Genomic DNA, 15,720 nt, shown 5'->3' on the forward strand with positions numbered 1-15,720 from the left:
TGCCGGCCTCCGGCAGGGTAAACTATGGCCTGTTCATTTTCGTCCCAAGGTTGTCCCACCCATGTCGTTCGCATCCCTCGGCCTGATCGACCAGATCGTCCGCACCCTCGACGCCCTCGCCTACCACACTCCCACCGCCGTCCAGGAACAGGCGATCCCCGCCGTGCTGGCCGGCCGCGACGTGATGGCCGCGGCCCAGACCGGCACCGGCAAGACCGCCGGCTTCACCCTGCCCATCCTCCAGCGCCTGGCCAAGAGCGGCACCGTGGGCAGCAATGCGGTGCGCGCGCTGATCCTGGTGCCGACCCGCGAGCTGGCCGAGCAGGTGCACGAGAGCGTGCGCACCTATGCCGAGGGCCTGCCGCTGCGCACCATGGTCGCCTACGGCGGCGTGAGCATCAACCCGCAGATGATGGCGCTGCGCAAGGGAGTGGACGTGATGGTCGCCACGCCCGGCCGCCTGCTCGACCTGCAGCGCCAGAACGCGGTGCGCTTCAATGAAGTCAAGACCCTGGTGCTGGACGAAGCCGACCGCATGCTCGACCTGGGCTTCGCGCGCGAGCTGGACGGCCTCATGAAACTGCTGCCCAAGAAGCGCCAGACCCTGCTGTTCTCGGCCACCTTCTCGGACCAGATCCGCGCGCTGTCGAACCAGATGCTGCGCGATCCGGTGCGCATCGAGGCGACGCCACGCAACACCACCGTCGCCGCGGTGAAGCAGTGGATCGTCCCGGTCGACAAGAAGCGCAAACCGGAGCTGTTCGTGCATCTGCTCAAGCGCCATGACTGGACCCAGGTGCTGGCTTTCGCCCGCACCCGCAAGGGCGTGGACGAGCTGGTGTCCCTGCTCGAAGCGAAGCGCATCACGGCCGACTCGATCCACGGCGACAAGCCGCAGCCGGCACGCCTGCGCGCGCTCGAGCGCTTCAAGGCGGGCGAGGTGCGGGTGCTGGTGGCGACCGACGTCGCCGCGCGCGGCATCGACATCGACGACCTGCCGGCCGTGATCAACGTCGACCTGCCGATCGTGGCAGAAGACTACGTGCACCGCACCGGCCGCACCGGCCGCGCCGGCGCCACCGGGGAGGCGGTGTCGCTGGTGTGCGCCGACGAAGTCGAGCAGCTGGCGGCGATCGAGGTGCTGACCCGCCAGACGCTCGAGCGCGTCGAAGAACCGGGCTTCGCGCCCGATCACCGGGTGCCGCTGACGGACGCGAAGGGGCAGATCGTCAAGAAACCGAAGAAGCCCAAGAAGCCGAAGGGCGATGCGGCGGTGGTCAGCGAGGACGTGCGCTTCCGGCGCTGAGCGCGCGAGCTCAGTCTGCCCGGCCCGGTTCCAGTGACTTGCGCATGGCGTACCGCGCGCCGCCCGGCGGGAAACCGTCGAGGCGGCTGAATACCGCATAGCCGAGCTTCTCGTAGAAACCGAGCGCCTGGAAACTGAGCGTCTCGAGGAAGGCCTGCGTGCAGCCGCGGCGCACGGCTTCGCGCTCGGCTTCGAGCATCAGGGCGCGACCCATGCCGCGCGCGCGCCTGTCGTCGGCGAGCCACAGCGCATGCACCTGCAGCCAGCCCACCCAGGTATCGCCGGACAGGCCACCGACCACCTTCCCGTCACGGTCGCGCAAGGTTACCAGGAGCTCTTGCGGCGCGGCCCCGCCGGCGTGCGCCGCGTTGAAGTCGATCAGGCCCTGGATGACGACGTTCGCGTCGCGGTAATCCGGTTGCGGTTCGAGCGAAATCGAGAGGTCAATGGAATGGTCTGGCATGGCGGGCGTGCAAATGAAAGCGATTCTACGAGATTCTAAAAATGCGGCCGGGGCGCGCGATGCATGCCGCGCCATGCCGACGGCGTAACGCCGACGCCGCCCTTGAAGCGGCGAATAAAGTGACTCTGGTCGGCGAATCCGCATTCGAGCGCCACCGCCGTGAGCGGCATGCCGCGACGGATGAGCGCTTGCGCCTGCCTGATGCGCACGGCGTTCAGGTAGACGTGCGGCGGCATGTGATACGCCGCGCTGAACGCGCGTGTCAGGTGGGCGCGCGACAAGCCTGCCACGGCGGCCAGGTCCGACACCGTCATATCGTGCGCGTAATACGTTCGGATGTAGTCCCTGACCCGTGACAGCGCGGCGGCGCCCGCAACGTGGGCATGCACGGCGGCCGACTGCGGCCGCTCGACGTGCCGGCGCAGCATCGTCGCCAGGAATGCGCACATCAGGGATTCCACCCGCAGCGATTCGGCGTGGGCTTCAGGCAGCGCTTCGGCGAGGCTGGCCGACAAGGCCCTGAACTGCCGCGCCATCTTCCGGTCGGTGACCTGGGGGCGCGAAAAGTAGCGCTTGCGCGCCGGGTCGCCATCCGCGCCCGTGCAGCTGGCGACGAAGTCCTCGGGAACGTACCAGAGCGTGTAGCGAAAGCCGTCCTCCGTCCCCTGCCGGCCGTCGTGATCTTCATCCGGATTGAACAGCACGAAATCGCCGACCTGGCTGTCGTATTGCCGGCCCTTGCAACGGAAGCGCTGGATGCCGTGCGTCGTGACGCCGATGACGTAGCCTTCGTGGCTATGCCGTTCGAAAGCGTGATCGGCAAAGTCGGCCTGCATCAGCGTCACGCCATGGGGCAGCGCAGCGAACGTGGCCTGGTTGACCGGGCGGCGGGACTGTTTACTCATGCAACAATTGTACAAGACCGCACCGGGCGGACCGGCAAGAATGGCGCTTTCATTCAAGGGGCGCGATATGCACACTCCGATCGACCTGGCCGCCAAGCTGGCCACCTTCAACGAGGCCTGGCAGCCTCGCACCGTTGCGCTGTTCAATGGCCATGACGTGATGGTGGCAAAGCTGCGCGGCGACTACCACTGGCATGTCCACGATACCACCGACGACTTCTTCCTGGTCTTGCACGGCCGGCTGGAGATCGACATCGAGGATGGGGAAACCGTCAGCCTGACGGCAAGCCAGGTATATGTCGTCCCCGCAGGCGTTCGTCACCGCCCCCGTGCGAGCGAAGAGGCGCATATCCTGCTGATCGAACCGACCGGGACGCCGAACAGCGGCGACCCGCTGACCGCCGCCCCACGCCGCGTCATTTGACGGATGCCGTAGGCTCCCCGTTCTTCGCGACATAGCGCCGGTACTGCCATTCGAATGCATACCAGGTCAGGACGCCGAACACGGTGCCGGCGATCAGCCAGGACGGGATGTTGTAGACGAGGGACGGCACGAACTGCCCGGGCTTGCGGAACCATCCGGTGATCACGAAGAAGAAGTACATCGGGATGCCGTAGGCGAGCAGTCCGCGCCTGACGACCCACGATGCCATGCCGGCTTCGCGGTACTTGAACCACCTGATCGCGTGTACTTCCTTCATCACGCTGCTACCGCCGATCCAGCCTGCGCTCGATCGATGCGCCGGCCGCGTACAGCAGGATGAAGGCCGGCGTCATGAACAGGCCATAGGCATCCGGCCAGGAGATAAGTTCCAGCGCGCGGTCCAGGCCCAGCCAGTGCGCCAGCGCCAGCTGGGCCGCGATCGGCAGCTCGAGGTAGGTGAACTGCGACTGGTAGTCGACATTGCCCAGCGAGACGAAACCGAGGCAGGTCGCGATGAACAGCGCGTACGGGGCGCAAAAGAAAAGACCGAGTCGGGACATCGTGATCGATACGAGGTTCGAGTTGCAAATGCTGTGGCGGATCGTCACGACGTGACAGGGCGACAAGTACGGCAAGAATGGGCGCTACGATACCATCGTGACCGCGTGCAAAGTTCACCTTTTGTCACGAAACGTCGCAAAACCCTAACGTAATGCAAGGCGCATTTTTCGGATGCCCTCCTCGCCGTCGATCGTCACCTCGAAACCCAGTTTTTTCACCATGGCGACGATGCGCGAGTTCTGCGGCAGCGCCTCGCCCACGATCTCGCCGGTGCCGCGCGCCCGGCAATACTCGATCAACTTGGTCATCATGATCCGCCCCAGCCCCATGCCCTTCAGGTCGGAGCGCACGGTGACGGCAAATTCGGCGCTGGTGTTGTCGGGGTCGGCCACCACCCTGCCCACCGCCAGCGTCTCGTTCACGCCTTCGGCATTCTTGCGGGTCGCGATGAAGGCCATCTCGCGGTCATAGTCGATCTGGGTGAAGCGCGCCAGCTGCGAGGGCTGCAACTCGCGGATGCGCACGAACATGCGGTAGCGGATGTCGTCCGGGGTCAGCGCATCGAAGAAGGCCAGGTGGGCCGGGCCGTCCTCCGGACGGATCGGGCGCAGCAGCAGCGGCGCGCCATGCCAATCGATCGTCTCTTCGAGCTCGCGCGGATAGGGACGGATCGCCAGGCGGTCGAGCGTGCTGCCCGAGCGGTCGGCCAGCGCCAGGCGCACCCGCGCATCGAGCACGGTCGCCCCCTTGCTGTCGGCCAGCAGCGGGTTGATGTCGAGTTCGACGATTTCGGGGATGTCGGACACCAGGCGCGAGACCTGGATCAGCACCGCCAGGATCGCGTCCAGGTTGGCCGGCGGCCGGTTGCGGTAGCCGGCCAGCAGGCGCGCCACCCGCGTGCGGTCGACCAGGTCGCGCGCCAGCACCAGGTTCAGCGGCGGCAGGGCCACCGAATGGTCGTCGGTGACCTCCACCGCGATCCCACCCTGGCCGAACACCAGCACCGGGCCGAATACCGGATCGGTGGCGGCGCCGACGATCAGTTCATGGCCGTTGGCGCGCCGGCACATGGCCTGCACCGAAAAGCCGTCGAAGCGCGCCTGGGGGAACAGCTCGTCCAGGCGCTTCCTCATGCGCTGGGCGCTGGCGCGCACCGCGTCGTCGGAATCGAGGTCGAGCGTCACGCCGCCGAAGTCCGACTTGTGCATCACGTCGGGGGTCAGGATCTTGACCGCGACCGGGTAGCCGATGGCGCGCGCCGCCGCCACCGCGGCCTCGACGTCGGGCGCGGCGCGGGTCTCGACCAGGGCCAGACCGTAGGCGCGCAGGATGGCCTTGGTCTCGGGATCGGACAACAGCAGGCGTTTATTGGCGATCGCCTCGCGCACCAGCGCCCGCGCGGCACTGCGGTCGGGCGCCATGTGGCCGACCATCGAGGGCGGCACCTCCATCAGGAGGTTCTGGTTGCGGCGGTAGTTCACCAGCTGCAGGAAGCCGGCCACCCCGTCTTCAGGGGTGCGGAAGGTCGGCATGCGCGCATTGGCGGCGATGGTGCGCGCCTCGAGCACCGAGGCGCCGCCCAGCCAGCACGACAGGATCGGGCGCGAGGCGGCGCGCGCCAGCGGCGCGATGGCGTTCGCCACTTCGCGGCTGTCGATGGTGGCGGTCGGCGAATGCACCACCAGCACGGCGTCGACCTGTGGGTCCTTGAGCAGGATCTCGAGCGCGGCCGCGTAGCGTTCGGGCGGCGCGCCGCCCAGCAGGTTGACTGGATTCGCGTTCGCCCGGCCGGGCAGCAGCGCGTCCAGTTGGGCGATGGACTCGGGCGACAGCGTGGCGGCCGTGCCTTTGCCGTAGCGCAGCGCGTCGCGCGCCAGCACGCCGGGCCCCGCGCCGTTGCTGACGATGGCCAGCCGCTCGCCATGCAGCGGGCGGGCATAGGCCAGGGTCTCGACCGCCGCGAACAGCTGCTCGGTGGTGTAGACCCGCAGCATGCCGGCGCGCCGCACCGCGGCGTCGAACACGTCGTCTTCGCTGGCCAGGGCCCCGCTCTCGCTGGCCACCGCGCGCACGCCATCCTCGCCGGAGCGCGACTTGAGCACCAGCACCGGCTTGCTGCGCGCCGCGGCGCGCGCCGCCGACATGAACTTGCGCGCATAACGCAGCTGGTCGACATAGAGCAGGATGGCGCCCGCGTGGCCGTCGCTGGCCAGGTAGTCCAGCACGTCGCCCAGGTCGACGTCGCTCGAGTCGCCCAGCGAGATGAAGTGCGAAAAGCCGATGCCGCGCGTGCGCGCCCAGTCCAGCACACCGGTCATCAGGGAACCGGATTGCGAGACGAAGGCGATCCGCCCCGGCAGCGCGCCGCTGTGGGCTACGCTGGCGTTCAGGCCGAGGCCGGGCGCCAGCAGGCCGGCGCTGTTCGGCCCGAGCAGGCGCAGCAGATAGGGATGGGCTGCATCGAGCGCGGCCTGGCGCAGGCTGCGCCCGCGCCCATCGCGCGCCTTCGCCATGCCGCTGCTGAGCACCACGGCCGCGCGCGTGCCGCGCTCGCCCAGCTGGCGCACCAGTTGCGGTACGGTCGCCGGCGGCGTGCAGATCACGGCCAGCTCGGGCGCCTCGGGCAGGTCGGCCACGCTGTCGTAGCAGGGCAGCTCGCCGACCTGCTCGTACTTGGGGTTGACCGCGAACAGCTTGCCCTTGAAGCCGCCGCCCAGCAAATTGTCGAGCAGGGTCGTGGCCATGCTGCCGGGGCGCTCGGAGGCGCCGATCAGGGCCACCGACTTTGGCGCGAACAGGAATTGCAGGTTGCGGACGCTCATTGATGGGGGCCCTTTTCATCGGCAAGTAGTGACACATCGTATCAAACGCCGCGGCCCGACGGCGCGTCGAAGCCGGGGCTTGCCTTTAGGGGCGCCGGGCATGCTAGAATCGCCGCGTGAAATATTCCGTCCGTCTCCTGTTCGTATGGCTGATGCTGCTGGCGATCCCGTTCCAGGGAATCGCTTCCGCCGCCATGCTCGCGTGCGCGCACGATGCGCCGCAAGGGACGCAGCAGTCCGCGCATGCTCCGGCGCACCACGACGCCGCAAGCAGCCCTTGCCACGAGACGCAGGACAAAACGCCGGACCTTGCCCAGGATACGCACGATCACGACGGCAGCTGCAGCGCCTGCGCCGCATGCTGCATGGGCGCCGCCATGGCGCCCGCGGCAGGCATCAACCCGCCGGCGCCATCCTTGACAACCACCCTTCTCGTCGCCGCCACCGGCCGCCTCGCCGCGGTCGACCTCGCGCTTCCCGAACGACCGCCCCGCTTCCCGCTCGCCTGATTTCGCCCGCCGCGCCCGTGCGCGGTCCGACGCATTTCATCCGAACGAGGACACCATGTTTATTCTTACCGCCGCGCCATGGCGCGCGGCCGCCCTGCTCGGCGCATCGCTCGCGGCCATGCCCGCCGTCGCCCAGCACACCGCCATTGACCCCGCCGCCGCCGTTCCCGAGACGCGCTACCAGAGCGTCCACGTCCCGCGCCCGCCTGCCGCCGCCGCGACCACGCCGGACCGCAACTGGCAGGAAAGCAACCGCACCGTGGCCGGCCAGCCGGCGCATGCCCATCATGGCGCACACGCCGCACATGCCGACCACTCCGCGCATGCCGGCCACGCCAAGCCCGCGCCAAAGGCAAAGCCGAAGGCCGACGGCCATGAACACCATGGCCACCACGAGCATGGAGAACACCACTGATGGCCGCCCCGATGATGTCGCGCGGCGCCATGGCCGCGGCTGCCGCGCTGCTGCTGGCCGGCTGCGCCAGCACCGATCCCGATGCCGCATTCCGTCTGAGCGCCGACGAGGCGCGCGAGCGCACCGGCGTCGAGGCGCGCCTGCTGCAGAGCGACGACGACCGGCGCGCGCTGGCTCTCGAAATCGATGCCCTGCTCAAGGAGCCGCTCGGCCTGGACGCCGCCGTGCGCATCGCCGTCCTGAACCACCCCGGCCTGCAGGCCAGCTACTGGGACGCCGGCATCGCCCAGGCCGACCTGGCCCAGGCCGCGCGCCTGCGCAATCCCGCGTTCGGCTTTTCGCGCATGGATGGCGGCGGCAGCCGCGAGATCGAGCGCGGCGTGTCGCTCGACCTGGCGGGCCTCTTGACCATGCCGCTGCGCCAGCGCATGGCCGAGCGGCGCCATCAGGAGGCCACGTTACGGGTCGCCGCCGCCATCGAACGCCATGCGATCGCCACCCGGCGCGCCTGGATCGAGGCCGTGGCCGCCGGCCAGGCGCTCGACTATGCGCGCCAGGTCGCCGCGGCGGCCGACGCCTCCAGCGAACTGATGGAACGCATGACCCTGGCCGGCAATGCCAGCGCGCTCGACCTGGCGCGCGAATCGGCCTTTCATGCCGAAGCCGGCGCCGCCGTGCTGCGCGCCGGCCGCGCCCGCGACGCCGCCCGCGAACACCTGACGCGCCAGCTCGGGCTGTGGGGCGCGCAGGCCGGCTACGCCCTGCCCGAACGCCTGCCCGAGCTGCCCGCCCAACCCGTGGAACTGGCGGGCATCGAACGCCTGGCGCTGGAACGGCGGCTCGACGTGCGCGCCGCGCGCGCCGCCGCCGCCGGCACCGCCGCCGACCTGGGCCTGACGCGCGCCACGCGCATGGTCAACGTGCTCGACCTGGGCTACGCCAGCAAGAGCGAGACGGGAGAGCCGCGCAGCGAAGGCTATGAAATCTCGCTCGAGCTGCCGCTGTTCGACTGGGGCGGCGCCCGGGTCGCGCGCGCTGAAGGTGTGTACATGCAGTCCGTAGGGCGGGTCGCCGAGACGGCGGTGAATGCGCGCAGCGAAGCGCGCGCCGGCTACCTGGGCTACCGCGCCAGCTACGACGTCGCGCGCCACTACCGCGACCAGGTGATCCCGCTGCGCCAGAAGATCGCGGGCGAGACCCTGCTGCGCTACAACGGCATGCTGGCCAGCCCCTTCGAGCTGCTGGCCGATGCGCGCGAACAGGCGGCGGCGGTGCACGCCACCATCGACGCCCTCAAGGATTTCTGGCTGGCCGAGGCCGACCTCGAAGCCGCCCTGGGAGGCCGTCTGCCGCCCGTACACGAACACAAGGAAGCACAATGACCAACCGCAGATCGTTTCTGACCGGCGCCGGCGTGACCATGCTGGGCGCCTCGCTGGTGAGTAAGGCCGGCGCCGCCGGGCTGCCCGAAGCCCCCGTCCACACTTCCGCCGCTACCGCGGCCCCGCTGGCGCCGCCGAGCGGCCGTCCCTACAACCCGGTCGTGACCCTCAACGGCTGGACCCTGCCTTGGCGCATGAAGGACGGCGTCAAGGAATTCCACCTGGTGGCCGAACCCGTGGTGCGCGAACTGGCGCCCGGCATGCAGGCCAATCTGTGGGGCTACAACGGCCAGAGCCCGGGTCCCACCATCGAGGTGGTCGAAGGCGACCGGGTGCGGATTTTCGTGACCAACAAGCTGCCCGAGCACACCAGCGTGCACTGGCACGGCCAGTTGCTGCCGTGCGGGATGGACGGCGTCACCGGCCTCACGCAACCCGGCATCCAGCCGGGTAAAACCTTCGTCTACGAATTCGTGGCGCGCCATGCCGGCACCTTCATGTACCACCCGCACGCCGACGAGATGCAGCAGATGGCGATGGGGATGATGGGCTTCTGGGTCACCCATCCCAAAGACCCGCGCCAGCACGCTGTTGCTCGAGATTATGTCATGCTACTGTCGTCCTACGACATCGAGCCCGGCAGCTACACCCCGCGTACCAACACCATGCTCGACTTCAATCTGTGGACCATCAACAGCCGCGTGTTCCCGGGCCTGGATCCGATGGTGGCCGGGCTGAACGAGAAGGTGCGCATCCGGGTCGGCAACCTGACGATGACGAACCACCCGATCCACCTGCACGGCCACCGCTTCGAAGTGGCCGGCACCGACGGCGGCTGGGTGCCCAAGTCGGCGCGCTGGCCCGAGGTCACTACCGACGTCGCCGTGGGCCAGATGCGGGCCATCGAGTTCGTGGCCGACGCGCCCGGCGACTGGGCTTTCCACTGCCATAAATCGCACCACACGATGAATGCGATGGGGCACGACGTGCCGACCCTGATTGGGGTCGACCACCGCGGCGTGGCCGAGAAGATCAACAAGCTGGTGCCGGGCTATATGGTCATGGGCGACAAGGGCGGCTCGATGGGCGACATGAAGATGGCGCTGCCGCACAACACGCTGCCGATGATGAGCGGCGACGGCCCCTTCGGCAACCTCGAGATGGGCGGCATGTTCACGGTGCTGAAGGTGCGCGAAGGCCTCAAGCGCGGCGACTACCGCGATCCCGGCTGGTACCGTCACCCGGCAGGCAGCGTCGCGCGCGAATGGACCGGCGAGGTGCCGACCGCCACCAGCGCGCCGAATGCCAGTCCGGAGCCGGCGTCCGGCCCGGCCCTCAACGCGCGCAAGCCTGGCGCCAAGGACCACGGCGGCCACCAGCACTAAGCCTGTCCCACCCCGCGCAGCAGCTCGATCAGCTGCTGCGGCGCGACCGGCTTGGTCAAGTGCTCGTCGAAGCCGGCCGCGCGCGAGGCGGCGCGGTCTTCCTGGCGGCCGCGTCCCGTGACCGCCACCAGGTAAGGGCGCGGACACTTGTCGGCCAGGATCGCCGCCACTTCCAGTCCGCTCATCTCGGGCATGCCGAGGTCGAGCACCACGATGTCGGCGCAGCGCTCATGGTACAGCCGCACCGCCTGGGCGCCGTCGTGCGCCACCGTCACGGTCGCGCCTTCGGAGCGCAGCAGCCAGGCCAGCGACTCGGCGGCGTCGACGTTGTCGTCGGCCACCAGGATATGCCTTCCGGTGACGGCGCCGCCGGCCGACTCGCCCTCGGCGAGGGCCTCCGGCTCGGCCGCCTCGCACAGCGGCAGGCGCACGATGAAGGTGGCGCCTTGCCCCTCCCCGTCGCTGTCGGCGCGCACGCTGCCGCCGTGCAGCTCGACGAAGCCCTTGGCCAGCGACAGCCCGATCCCCAGCCCGCCCTGCGCCAGGTGGCGCGCGCTGCCGACCTGCACGAAGGGATCGAACACGCGCTCGATCATGCTGGCGTCCAGGCCGACGCCATTGTCGGCCACCCAGGCCACCGCCTCGCCGTTCTCCGAGCGCAGTCCGATCTCTAGCGCGCCGCCGGGCGGCGTGTACTTGGCCGCATTGTTGATCAGGTTCGCGAACACCTGGGTCAGGCGCAGCGCGTCGGCATCGACCCACAGGGGCTCGTCGACCAGCCGCAGCGCCACCTGGTGGCGCCCGCTCTCGATCAGCGGCATGCTGGCCTGCAGGGCGTCGCGGATCAGCCGCCCGAGTTCGACCCGCGTGCGGCGCAGCTCGATCTTGCCGCGGCCGATGCGCGAGACCTCCAGCAGGTCATCCAGCAGGCGCGCCATCTGGGCCACCTGGCGTCCGACCATGGCCGCGATCCATTCGATGCGCTCGGGCGGCAGCGACTTGCCGCGCAGGAGCGAGGCCGCGTTGGCGATCGGCGCCAGCGGGTTGCGCAGCTCGTGCGCCAGGGTGGCGATGTACACGTCCTTGCGCTGGTCGGCCTCGCGCAGGCCGTCCATCGCCTGTTCGCGCTCGGTCACGTCCAGCACCAGAGAGAACACGGTCAGGATCTGGCCGGCCTCGTCGACCAGCACCGAGTTGTACCACTCGCAGCACAGCACGCGGCCGTCGCGGGTGAGGTTGCGGTTGCTCGACTTGGCGTGGCGGGTGGGAGAATCGAGCAGGCGCCGGATCATCAGGCCCACCTGGTCGGCGTCGCTCTCGTGGATCAGCGGCAGCGCATCGATGCGCTCGCCCACCACCTCATGCTGGCGCCAGCCGAACAGCTCTTCGGCGCGGCCGTTCCACAGGGTGACGACCCGTTCGCGGTTCCATTCGATCACAGCCAGCGGCGTGTTCTCGATCAGGTAGCGCGTCTGGTCCAGGGCGCGCGCCAGGGCCGCGCTGGCCTCGGTGCGCTCGGTGACGTCGTCCAGCACGATCACCGCCGCCGCCAGTTCGGCGGCGCCGTCGCGCAGCGGCGCGCCGCTCACCGTATAGGTGCGCCGCACGCCGGCATGGATACTTTCCAGCACGGCGTCGTGGAAGGTCTCTCCCTCCACCGCGCGCGTCACCGGAGCCCGGATCAGGTCGAGCATGGCCGCGATGCCGGCTTGCGCGCCGTCGCCGCCCTGCGCGAAGCTGGCCGCCATCCGTCCGGCCTGGTCGTTGGCCATCACGCAGCGCCCCGCCGCGTCGACGATCAGCACCCCGTCCGGCAACTGCCGCAGCACCGTACCCAGCAGGCTTTGCCACTGGGCGCGGGCGCGGGTTTCGATCATTTCCTGGAAGGTCGCGTGCAGGCGCGCATGCAGGGCGATATTGTCGATCGCCAGCGCCCCCAGCACGAACAGCGCCGCCGCCAGGCCATACAGGCGGCCGGCATAGAAACCGAGGTCGAACATGCCGCCATTGAGCAAGCAGGACAGCGCAACCTCGAACACCCAGGCCGCCATCGCCACCGCCAGCCAGACATCGAGCACGGTGCGCGGGCGCTTGCGCACGATCGCCCACAGCACTCCGACCGAGAGGGCGAGTATGGCGCCCGCGATCCAGTGATACAGCGGCAGCGTGCGCGTTCCCGCCATCAATGGCGGCAGCCAGCGTGCGCCCGAGGTCGACACCAGCACCAGCAGCGCCACGACCAGCACGATCAGCAAGGCGCCGACGCGCATGAAGTGCGGCGGCAGCGGCGGCGCATGGGTGCTGCGGGTATAGCCGAGCACGAACAGGGGAAACAGCGCATGCCAGGCGATGTGGAGCCAGGGCGTGGTCTGGTGATTCCCGCCCAGCACGCCCTGGTCGGCGAACAGGCCGGGAAAGGTCAGCAGGTGGGCGCTGGCGATCAGCGCCGTGAGCAGGTAGCCCAGCACCAGGAAGCCGAGCGCGCGCGAGCGTCCGGTGTGGACGTGCCCGAGCAGCAGGATGCCGGTCAGCAGGTTGGCGCCGATCAGCACCGAGCCGTACATCGGGATGAATTCCGGCGCCCGCGCCAGCGGTATCCCGGCGGCCGGCGCCAGCAGCGCGAAGACCAGCGCCAGGCAAGCCAGCACCCACACCACGTGGCGCAACTGGGCGCCGCTCGGATGATGCTTCACCAGATCCGTCGGTTCTGCTAGAACGCCCTGTCGCATGTATCTCCCCGTGGAGGATCCGACGGGGGCAGCATGGTTGTTGGGCTGTCCGGGCGGCGCCTGCCTTTATTGTCGTTTCAATAAAATATAGCGCAATTCCCACTGCATAGGGAGGGAATTTAATGTCTAATCGTCCACAATTGATACCTTGTGACGAAAAAGTCCTAGGCTGAGGCGCGCGCGGTGACCGGATACCCGGCGCCGTCGATGGCGGCCACGATGCGGTCCAGGTCGGCCTGGCTGTCGATGCGCACGCTGGCCTTGTCGAGATCGATAGCGACCTTGGCGTCGGCGTCGACCGCCTGCACCGATTTGGTGACGCGGCCCACGCAATGGTTGCAGCTCATGCCTTCCACGGTCAGTTCATACATGGTGTTCTCTCCTGTCGTTTGGGGCCTGTCAGCCCCGGTGGTTGAAATCGGTTCGGATACGGGTGCAGGCGCGGTAACCGCCGGGTTGGTCGCCGGGTTGGCCATCGCAGGCGTCCAGCGCCGCAGCAGCAGCGCGTTGGCGACCACGCTGACCGAGCTCGCCGCCATCGCGGCGCCGGCCAGCACCGGATCGAGCAGCCCGAAGGCGGCCAGCGGCAGGCCGATCACGTTATAGACGAAGGCCCAGCCCAGGTTCTGGCGGATCTTGCGGTAGGTGCGGCGCGATACGGCGATGGCGTCGGCCACCAGGCGCGGGTCGCCGCGCATCAGCGTCACGCCGGCGCTGTGCATGGCGACGTCGGTGCCGGTCGCCATCGCCATGCCGACGTCGGCCGCCGCCAGGGCCGGCGCGTCATTGATGCCGTCCCCGACCATCGCCACCTTGCGCCCGTCCTGGCGCAAGCCGGCGACCACCTGCGCCTTATCGAGCGGCAGCACCTCGGCATGCACGCGCTCGATGCCGAGCGCCTGCGCCACCGTGCGCGCGGCGCCCGGGCTGTCGCCGCTGAGCAGGACCGGCTCGATGCCGGCCTCCTTGAGGCGCGCGACGGCATCGGGCGCGCCCGGCTTGATGCGGTCGCCGAAGGCGAGCAGGCCCAGCACCCGCACCCGGCCGTCCCTGCGCTCGGCCAGCCAGGACACGGTACGCCCGGCCGCTTCATGCCGCTCGCCACCCGCGGCCGGCACGCCAAGCTCTTCCATCAGGCGCCGGTTGCCGAGCACGATGGTGGCGCCGTCGACCTCGGCCTCGACGCCGCGGCCCGGCAAGGCGCGCGCGGCGCTGGCCGCCGGCGGCGCCAGGCCCTGGCGCGCCGCTTCCTCGAGCACGGCGCCCGCCAGCGGGTGGGAGCTGCCCCCCTGCACGCTGGCGGCCAGCGCCAGCAGCCGCGCCGGGTCGACGCCTTCATGGGCCACCAGCTGCGGCTTGCCCTCGGTCAGGGTGCCGGTCTTGTCGAACACGACGACGTCCAGCGCATGCGCGGTCTCCAGCGCCTCGGCGTCCTTGATCAGGATGCCGTGGCGGGCCGCCGCCCCGGTGCCGACCATCACCGCGGTGGGCGTGGCCAGGCCCAGCGCGCAGGGGCAGGCGATCACCAGCACCGCCACCGCATTGAGCAGGGCCGCCTGCCAGTCGCCGCCCGCCAGGCCCCAGCCCAGCAGGGTCGCCAGCGCGATCGCGAGCACGACCGGCACGAACACCGCGCTCACCCGGTCCACCAGGCGCTGGATCGGCGCCTTGACCGCCTGCGCATCCTCGACCATGCGGATGATCTGCGACAGCATCGTCGCCGCGCCGACTGCCGTCGCCTCGACCAGCAGCAGGCCGTCGGCATTGACGGCGCCGCCGGCCACCCGGTCGCCCGGCTGTTTCGCCACCGGCAGGCTCTCGCCGGTCAGCAGCGACTCGTCCAGGTGGCTGCTGCCCTCGACCACGACGCCGTCGGCCGGCGCCCGCGCGCCGGGCTTGACCACCATCAGCTCGCCCACGCGCAGCTCGGCCAGCGCCACCCGCACGTCCTTGCCGCCGCGCCGCACCAGCGCCTCGTCGGGCCGCAGGCGGCCCAGTGCGTCCAGCGCGGCCAGGGTCTGGCGCTTGGCGCGGCCTTCCAGCCACTTGCCCAGCAGGACCAGCGCGATCACGACCGCCGAGGTTTCGAAATACAGATGCTGCTCGGGATCGGCATGGGCACCATGCGCGCCCGCACTCAAGAGGAGAAAGACCGACAGGCCATAGGCGGCGCTGGTGCCGAACGCCACCAGCAAGTCCATATTGCCGCTGCCGGCGCGCAGCGCCTTCCAGCCGGCGCGATAGAAGCGCGCGCCGAGCCAGAACTGGACCGGCGTGGCCAGGGCCAGCTGCAGCCAGCCGGGCAGCATCCACTCATGGCCGAAGGGTGCGGCCAGCATCGGCAACACCAGCGGCAGGCTCAGCAGCATGGCGGCGGCCACCGGCCACCAGGCCGGCAGCGCGTTCGTTTCCTTGCGCCGCGCCGGGGGCGCGCCGGTGGCGTCCGGCAGTTCGATGTCCGCCTCGTAGCCGGCCGCGCGCACGGCGGCCGCCAGCACCTCCGGCGCGGCCTGGCCCTGCACGCTGGCCTTTTCGGTGGCCAGGTTGACGCTGGCGCCGCTCACGCCCGGCACCGCGCGCAGCGCCTTCTCGACCCGCGCCACGCACGAGGCGCAGGTCATGCCGTCGATGTTCAGGACAGTGTTGTTCATTTGCTCGTTCCTCGAATCTATATCGAGAGGATAGTCCTTCCCACGATGGGAAGGTCAAGCGTTTTTCATTTAGTTCGCGCAACAGGATTGCGCCGGTCGCAGGCACCGGTCCGCCAAAGGGAATACAAAAGAGCTGTGCCTCGTTTCGAGGATTCGGCAACGACCCGC

At 69.6% G+C, this 15,720-nt stretch carries 13 protein-coding genes; 6 read left to right on the plus strand and 7 right to left on the minus strand.

Annotated elements, in window-relative coordinates:
* Positions 1–61 precede the first annotated feature (61 nt).
* On the plus strand, positions 62–1,306 hold the full coding sequence (locus J3U95_RS24205) for a DEAD/DEAH box helicase (protein WP_208281196.1): 1,245 nt from the start codon (positions 62–64) through the stop codon (positions 1,304–1,306).
* A 10-nt stretch (positions 1,307–1,316) separates the two neighbouring features.
* Here the strand turns inward: J3U95_RS24205 and J3U95_RS24210 are convergent, their stop codons facing one another.
* Both J3U95_RS24210 and J3U95_RS24215 read right to left on the minus strand, forming a co-directional pair.
* Entirely contained in the window at positions 1,317–1,769 is a 453-nt protein-coding gene (locus J3U95_RS24210) for a GNAT family N-acetyltransferase (RefSeq protein WP_208281197.1), read from the minus strand.
* Between the two features lie 35 nt (positions 1,770–1,804).
* Positions 1,805–2,674: an AraC family transcriptional regulator gene (locus J3U95_RS24215; RefSeq protein ID WP_208281198.1), complete on the minus strand. Its 870-nt coding sequence runs from the start codon at positions 2,672–2,674 to the stop codon at positions 1,805–1,807.
* 67 nt (positions 2,675–2,741) lie between these two features.
* Here J3U95_RS24215 and J3U95_RS24220 point away from each other — a divergent pair, with 67 nt between their 5' ends.
* A complete protein-coding gene (locus J3U95_RS24220; protein ID WP_208281199.1) occupies positions 2,742–3,098 on the plus strand; it encodes a cupin domain-containing protein in 357 nt (118 codons plus the stop codon).
* On the opposite strand, the gene J3U95_RS24225 is transcribed toward J3U95_RS24220, so the two are convergent.
* The 3 genes from J3U95_RS24225 to J3U95_RS24235 all read right to left on the minus strand — a co-directional run bounded on the left by J3U95_RS24225 (position 3,091) and on the right by J3U95_RS24235 (position 6,481).
* A complete protein-coding gene (locus tag J3U95_RS24225) occupies positions 3,091–3,375 on the minus strand; it encodes a hypothetical protein (RefSeq protein ID WP_208281200.1) in 285 nt (94 codons plus the stop codon). The two genes, J3U95_RS24220 and J3U95_RS24225, sit on opposite strands and share 8 nt — an antisense overlap.
* 7 nt (positions 3,376–3,382) lie before the next feature.
* Positions 3,383–3,658 carry a hypothetical protein gene (locus J3U95_RS24230; RefSeq protein ID WP_208281201.1) on the minus strand — a complete coding sequence of 92 codons (276 nt, stop codon included), beginning with the start codon at positions 3,656–3,658 and terminating at the stop codon, positions 3,383–3,385.
* A gap of 144 nt (positions 3,659–3,802) precedes the next feature.
* Complete coding sequence (locus tag J3U95_RS24235) at positions 3,803–6,481, minus strand: bifunctional acetate--CoA ligase family protein/GNAT family N-acetyltransferase (protein WP_208281202.1); 2,679 nt, start codon at positions 6,479–6,481, stop codon at positions 3,803–3,805.
* Between the two features lie 116 nt (positions 6,482–6,597).
* On the opposite strand from J3U95_RS24235, the gene J3U95_RS24240 reads away from it, so the two are divergent.
* Genes J3U95_RS24240 through J3U95_RS24255 form a run of 4 tightly spaced genes read left to right on the plus strand, consistent with a single transcriptional unit; the run spans position 6,598 to position 10,172 of the window.
* Positions 6,598–6,990: a hypothetical protein gene (locus tag J3U95_RS24240; protein WP_208281203.1), complete on the plus strand. Its 393-nt coding sequence runs from the start codon at positions 6,598–6,600 to the stop codon at positions 6,988–6,990.
* Between the two features lie 55 nt (positions 6,991–7,045).
* Entirely contained in the window at positions 7,046–7,405 is a 360-nt protein-coding gene (locus J3U95_RS24245; RefSeq protein ID WP_208281204.1) for a hypothetical protein, read from the plus strand.
* Positions 7,405–8,787, plus strand: a complete 1,383-nt coding sequence (locus J3U95_RS24250; protein WP_208281205.1) for a TolC family protein — start codon at positions 7,405–7,407, stop codon at positions 8,785–8,787. The genes J3U95_RS24245 and J3U95_RS24250 overlap by 1 nt, the downstream gene beginning before the upstream one ends.
* Positions 8,784–10,172: a multicopper oxidase family protein gene (locus tag J3U95_RS24255; protein WP_208281206.1), complete on the plus strand. Its 1,389-nt coding sequence runs from the start codon at positions 8,784–8,786 to the stop codon at positions 10,170–10,172. The genes J3U95_RS24250 and J3U95_RS24255 overlap by 4 nt, the downstream gene beginning before the upstream one ends.
* Here the strand turns inward: J3U95_RS24255 and J3U95_RS24260 are convergent.
* Positions 10,169–12,865 carry an ATP-binding protein gene (locus J3U95_RS24260; protein ID WP_208281207.1) on the minus strand — a complete coding sequence of 899 codons (2,697 nt, stop codon included), beginning with the start codon at positions 12,863–12,865 and terminating at the stop codon, positions 10,169–10,171. The genes J3U95_RS24255 and J3U95_RS24260 overlap by 4 nt on opposite strands.
* Positions 12,866–13,065: 200 nt before the next feature.
* The gene (locus J3U95_RS24265) at positions 13,066–15,552 is read right to left on the minus strand and encodes a heavy metal translocating P-type ATPase (RefSeq protein ID WP_208281208.1); all 2,487 of its coding nucleotides are present in this window, start codon (positions 15,550–15,552) and stop codon (positions 13,066–13,068) included.
* Positions 15,553–15,720: the final 168 nt, after the last annotated feature.

The organism is Massilia oculi (assembly GCF_017582745.1).
Taxonomy (GTDB): Bacteria; Pseudomonadota; Gammaproteobacteria; order Burkholderiales; family Burkholderiaceae_D; genus Telluria; species Telluria oculi_A.

Excerpts from the sequence above, each read along its gene's own strand:
- J3U95_RS24205 (WP_208281196.1), top strand. The coding sequence starts at position 62 with ATGTCGTTCGCATCCCTCGGCCTGATCGACCAGATCGTCCGCACCCTC.
- J3U95_RS24210 (WP_208281197.1), bottom strand. The coding sequence starts at position 1,769 with ATGCCAGACCATTCCATTGACCTCTCGATTTCGCTCGAACCGCAACCG.
- J3U95_RS24215 (WP_208281198.1), bottom strand. The coding sequence starts at position 2,674 with ATGAGTAAACAGTCCCGCCGCCCGGTCAACCAGGCCACGTTCGCTGCG.
- J3U95_RS24220 (WP_208281199.1), top strand. The coding sequence starts at position 2,742 with ATGCACACTCCGATCGACCTGGCCGCCAAGCTGGCCACCTTCAACGAG.
- J3U95_RS24225 (WP_208281200.1), bottom strand. The coding sequence starts at position 3,375 with ATGAAGGAAGTACACGCGATCAGGTGGTTCAAGTACCGCGAAGCCGGC.
- J3U95_RS24230 (WP_208281201.1), bottom strand. The coding sequence starts at position 3,658 with ATGTCCCGACTCGGTCTTTTCTTTTGCGCCCCGTACGCGCTGTTCATC.
- J3U95_RS24235 (WP_208281202.1), bottom strand. The coding sequence starts at position 6,481 with ATGAGCGTCCGCAACCTGCAATTCCTGTTCGCGCCAAAGTCGGTGGCC.
- J3U95_RS24245 (WP_208281204.1), top strand. The coding sequence starts at position 7,046 with ATGTTTATTCTTACCGCCGCGCCATGGCGCGCGGCCGCCCTGCTCGGC.
- J3U95_RS24250 (WP_208281205.1), top strand. The coding sequence starts at position 7,405 with ATGGCCGCCCCGATGATGTCGCGCGGCGCCATGGCCGCGGCTGCCGCG.
- J3U95_RS24255 (WP_208281206.1), top strand. The coding sequence starts at position 8,784 with ATGACCAACCGCAGATCGTTTCTGACCGGCGCCGGCGTGACCATGCTG.
- J3U95_RS24265 (WP_208281208.1), bottom strand. The coding sequence starts at position 15,552 with ATGAACAACACTGTCCTGAACATCGACGGCATGACCTGCGCCTCGTGC.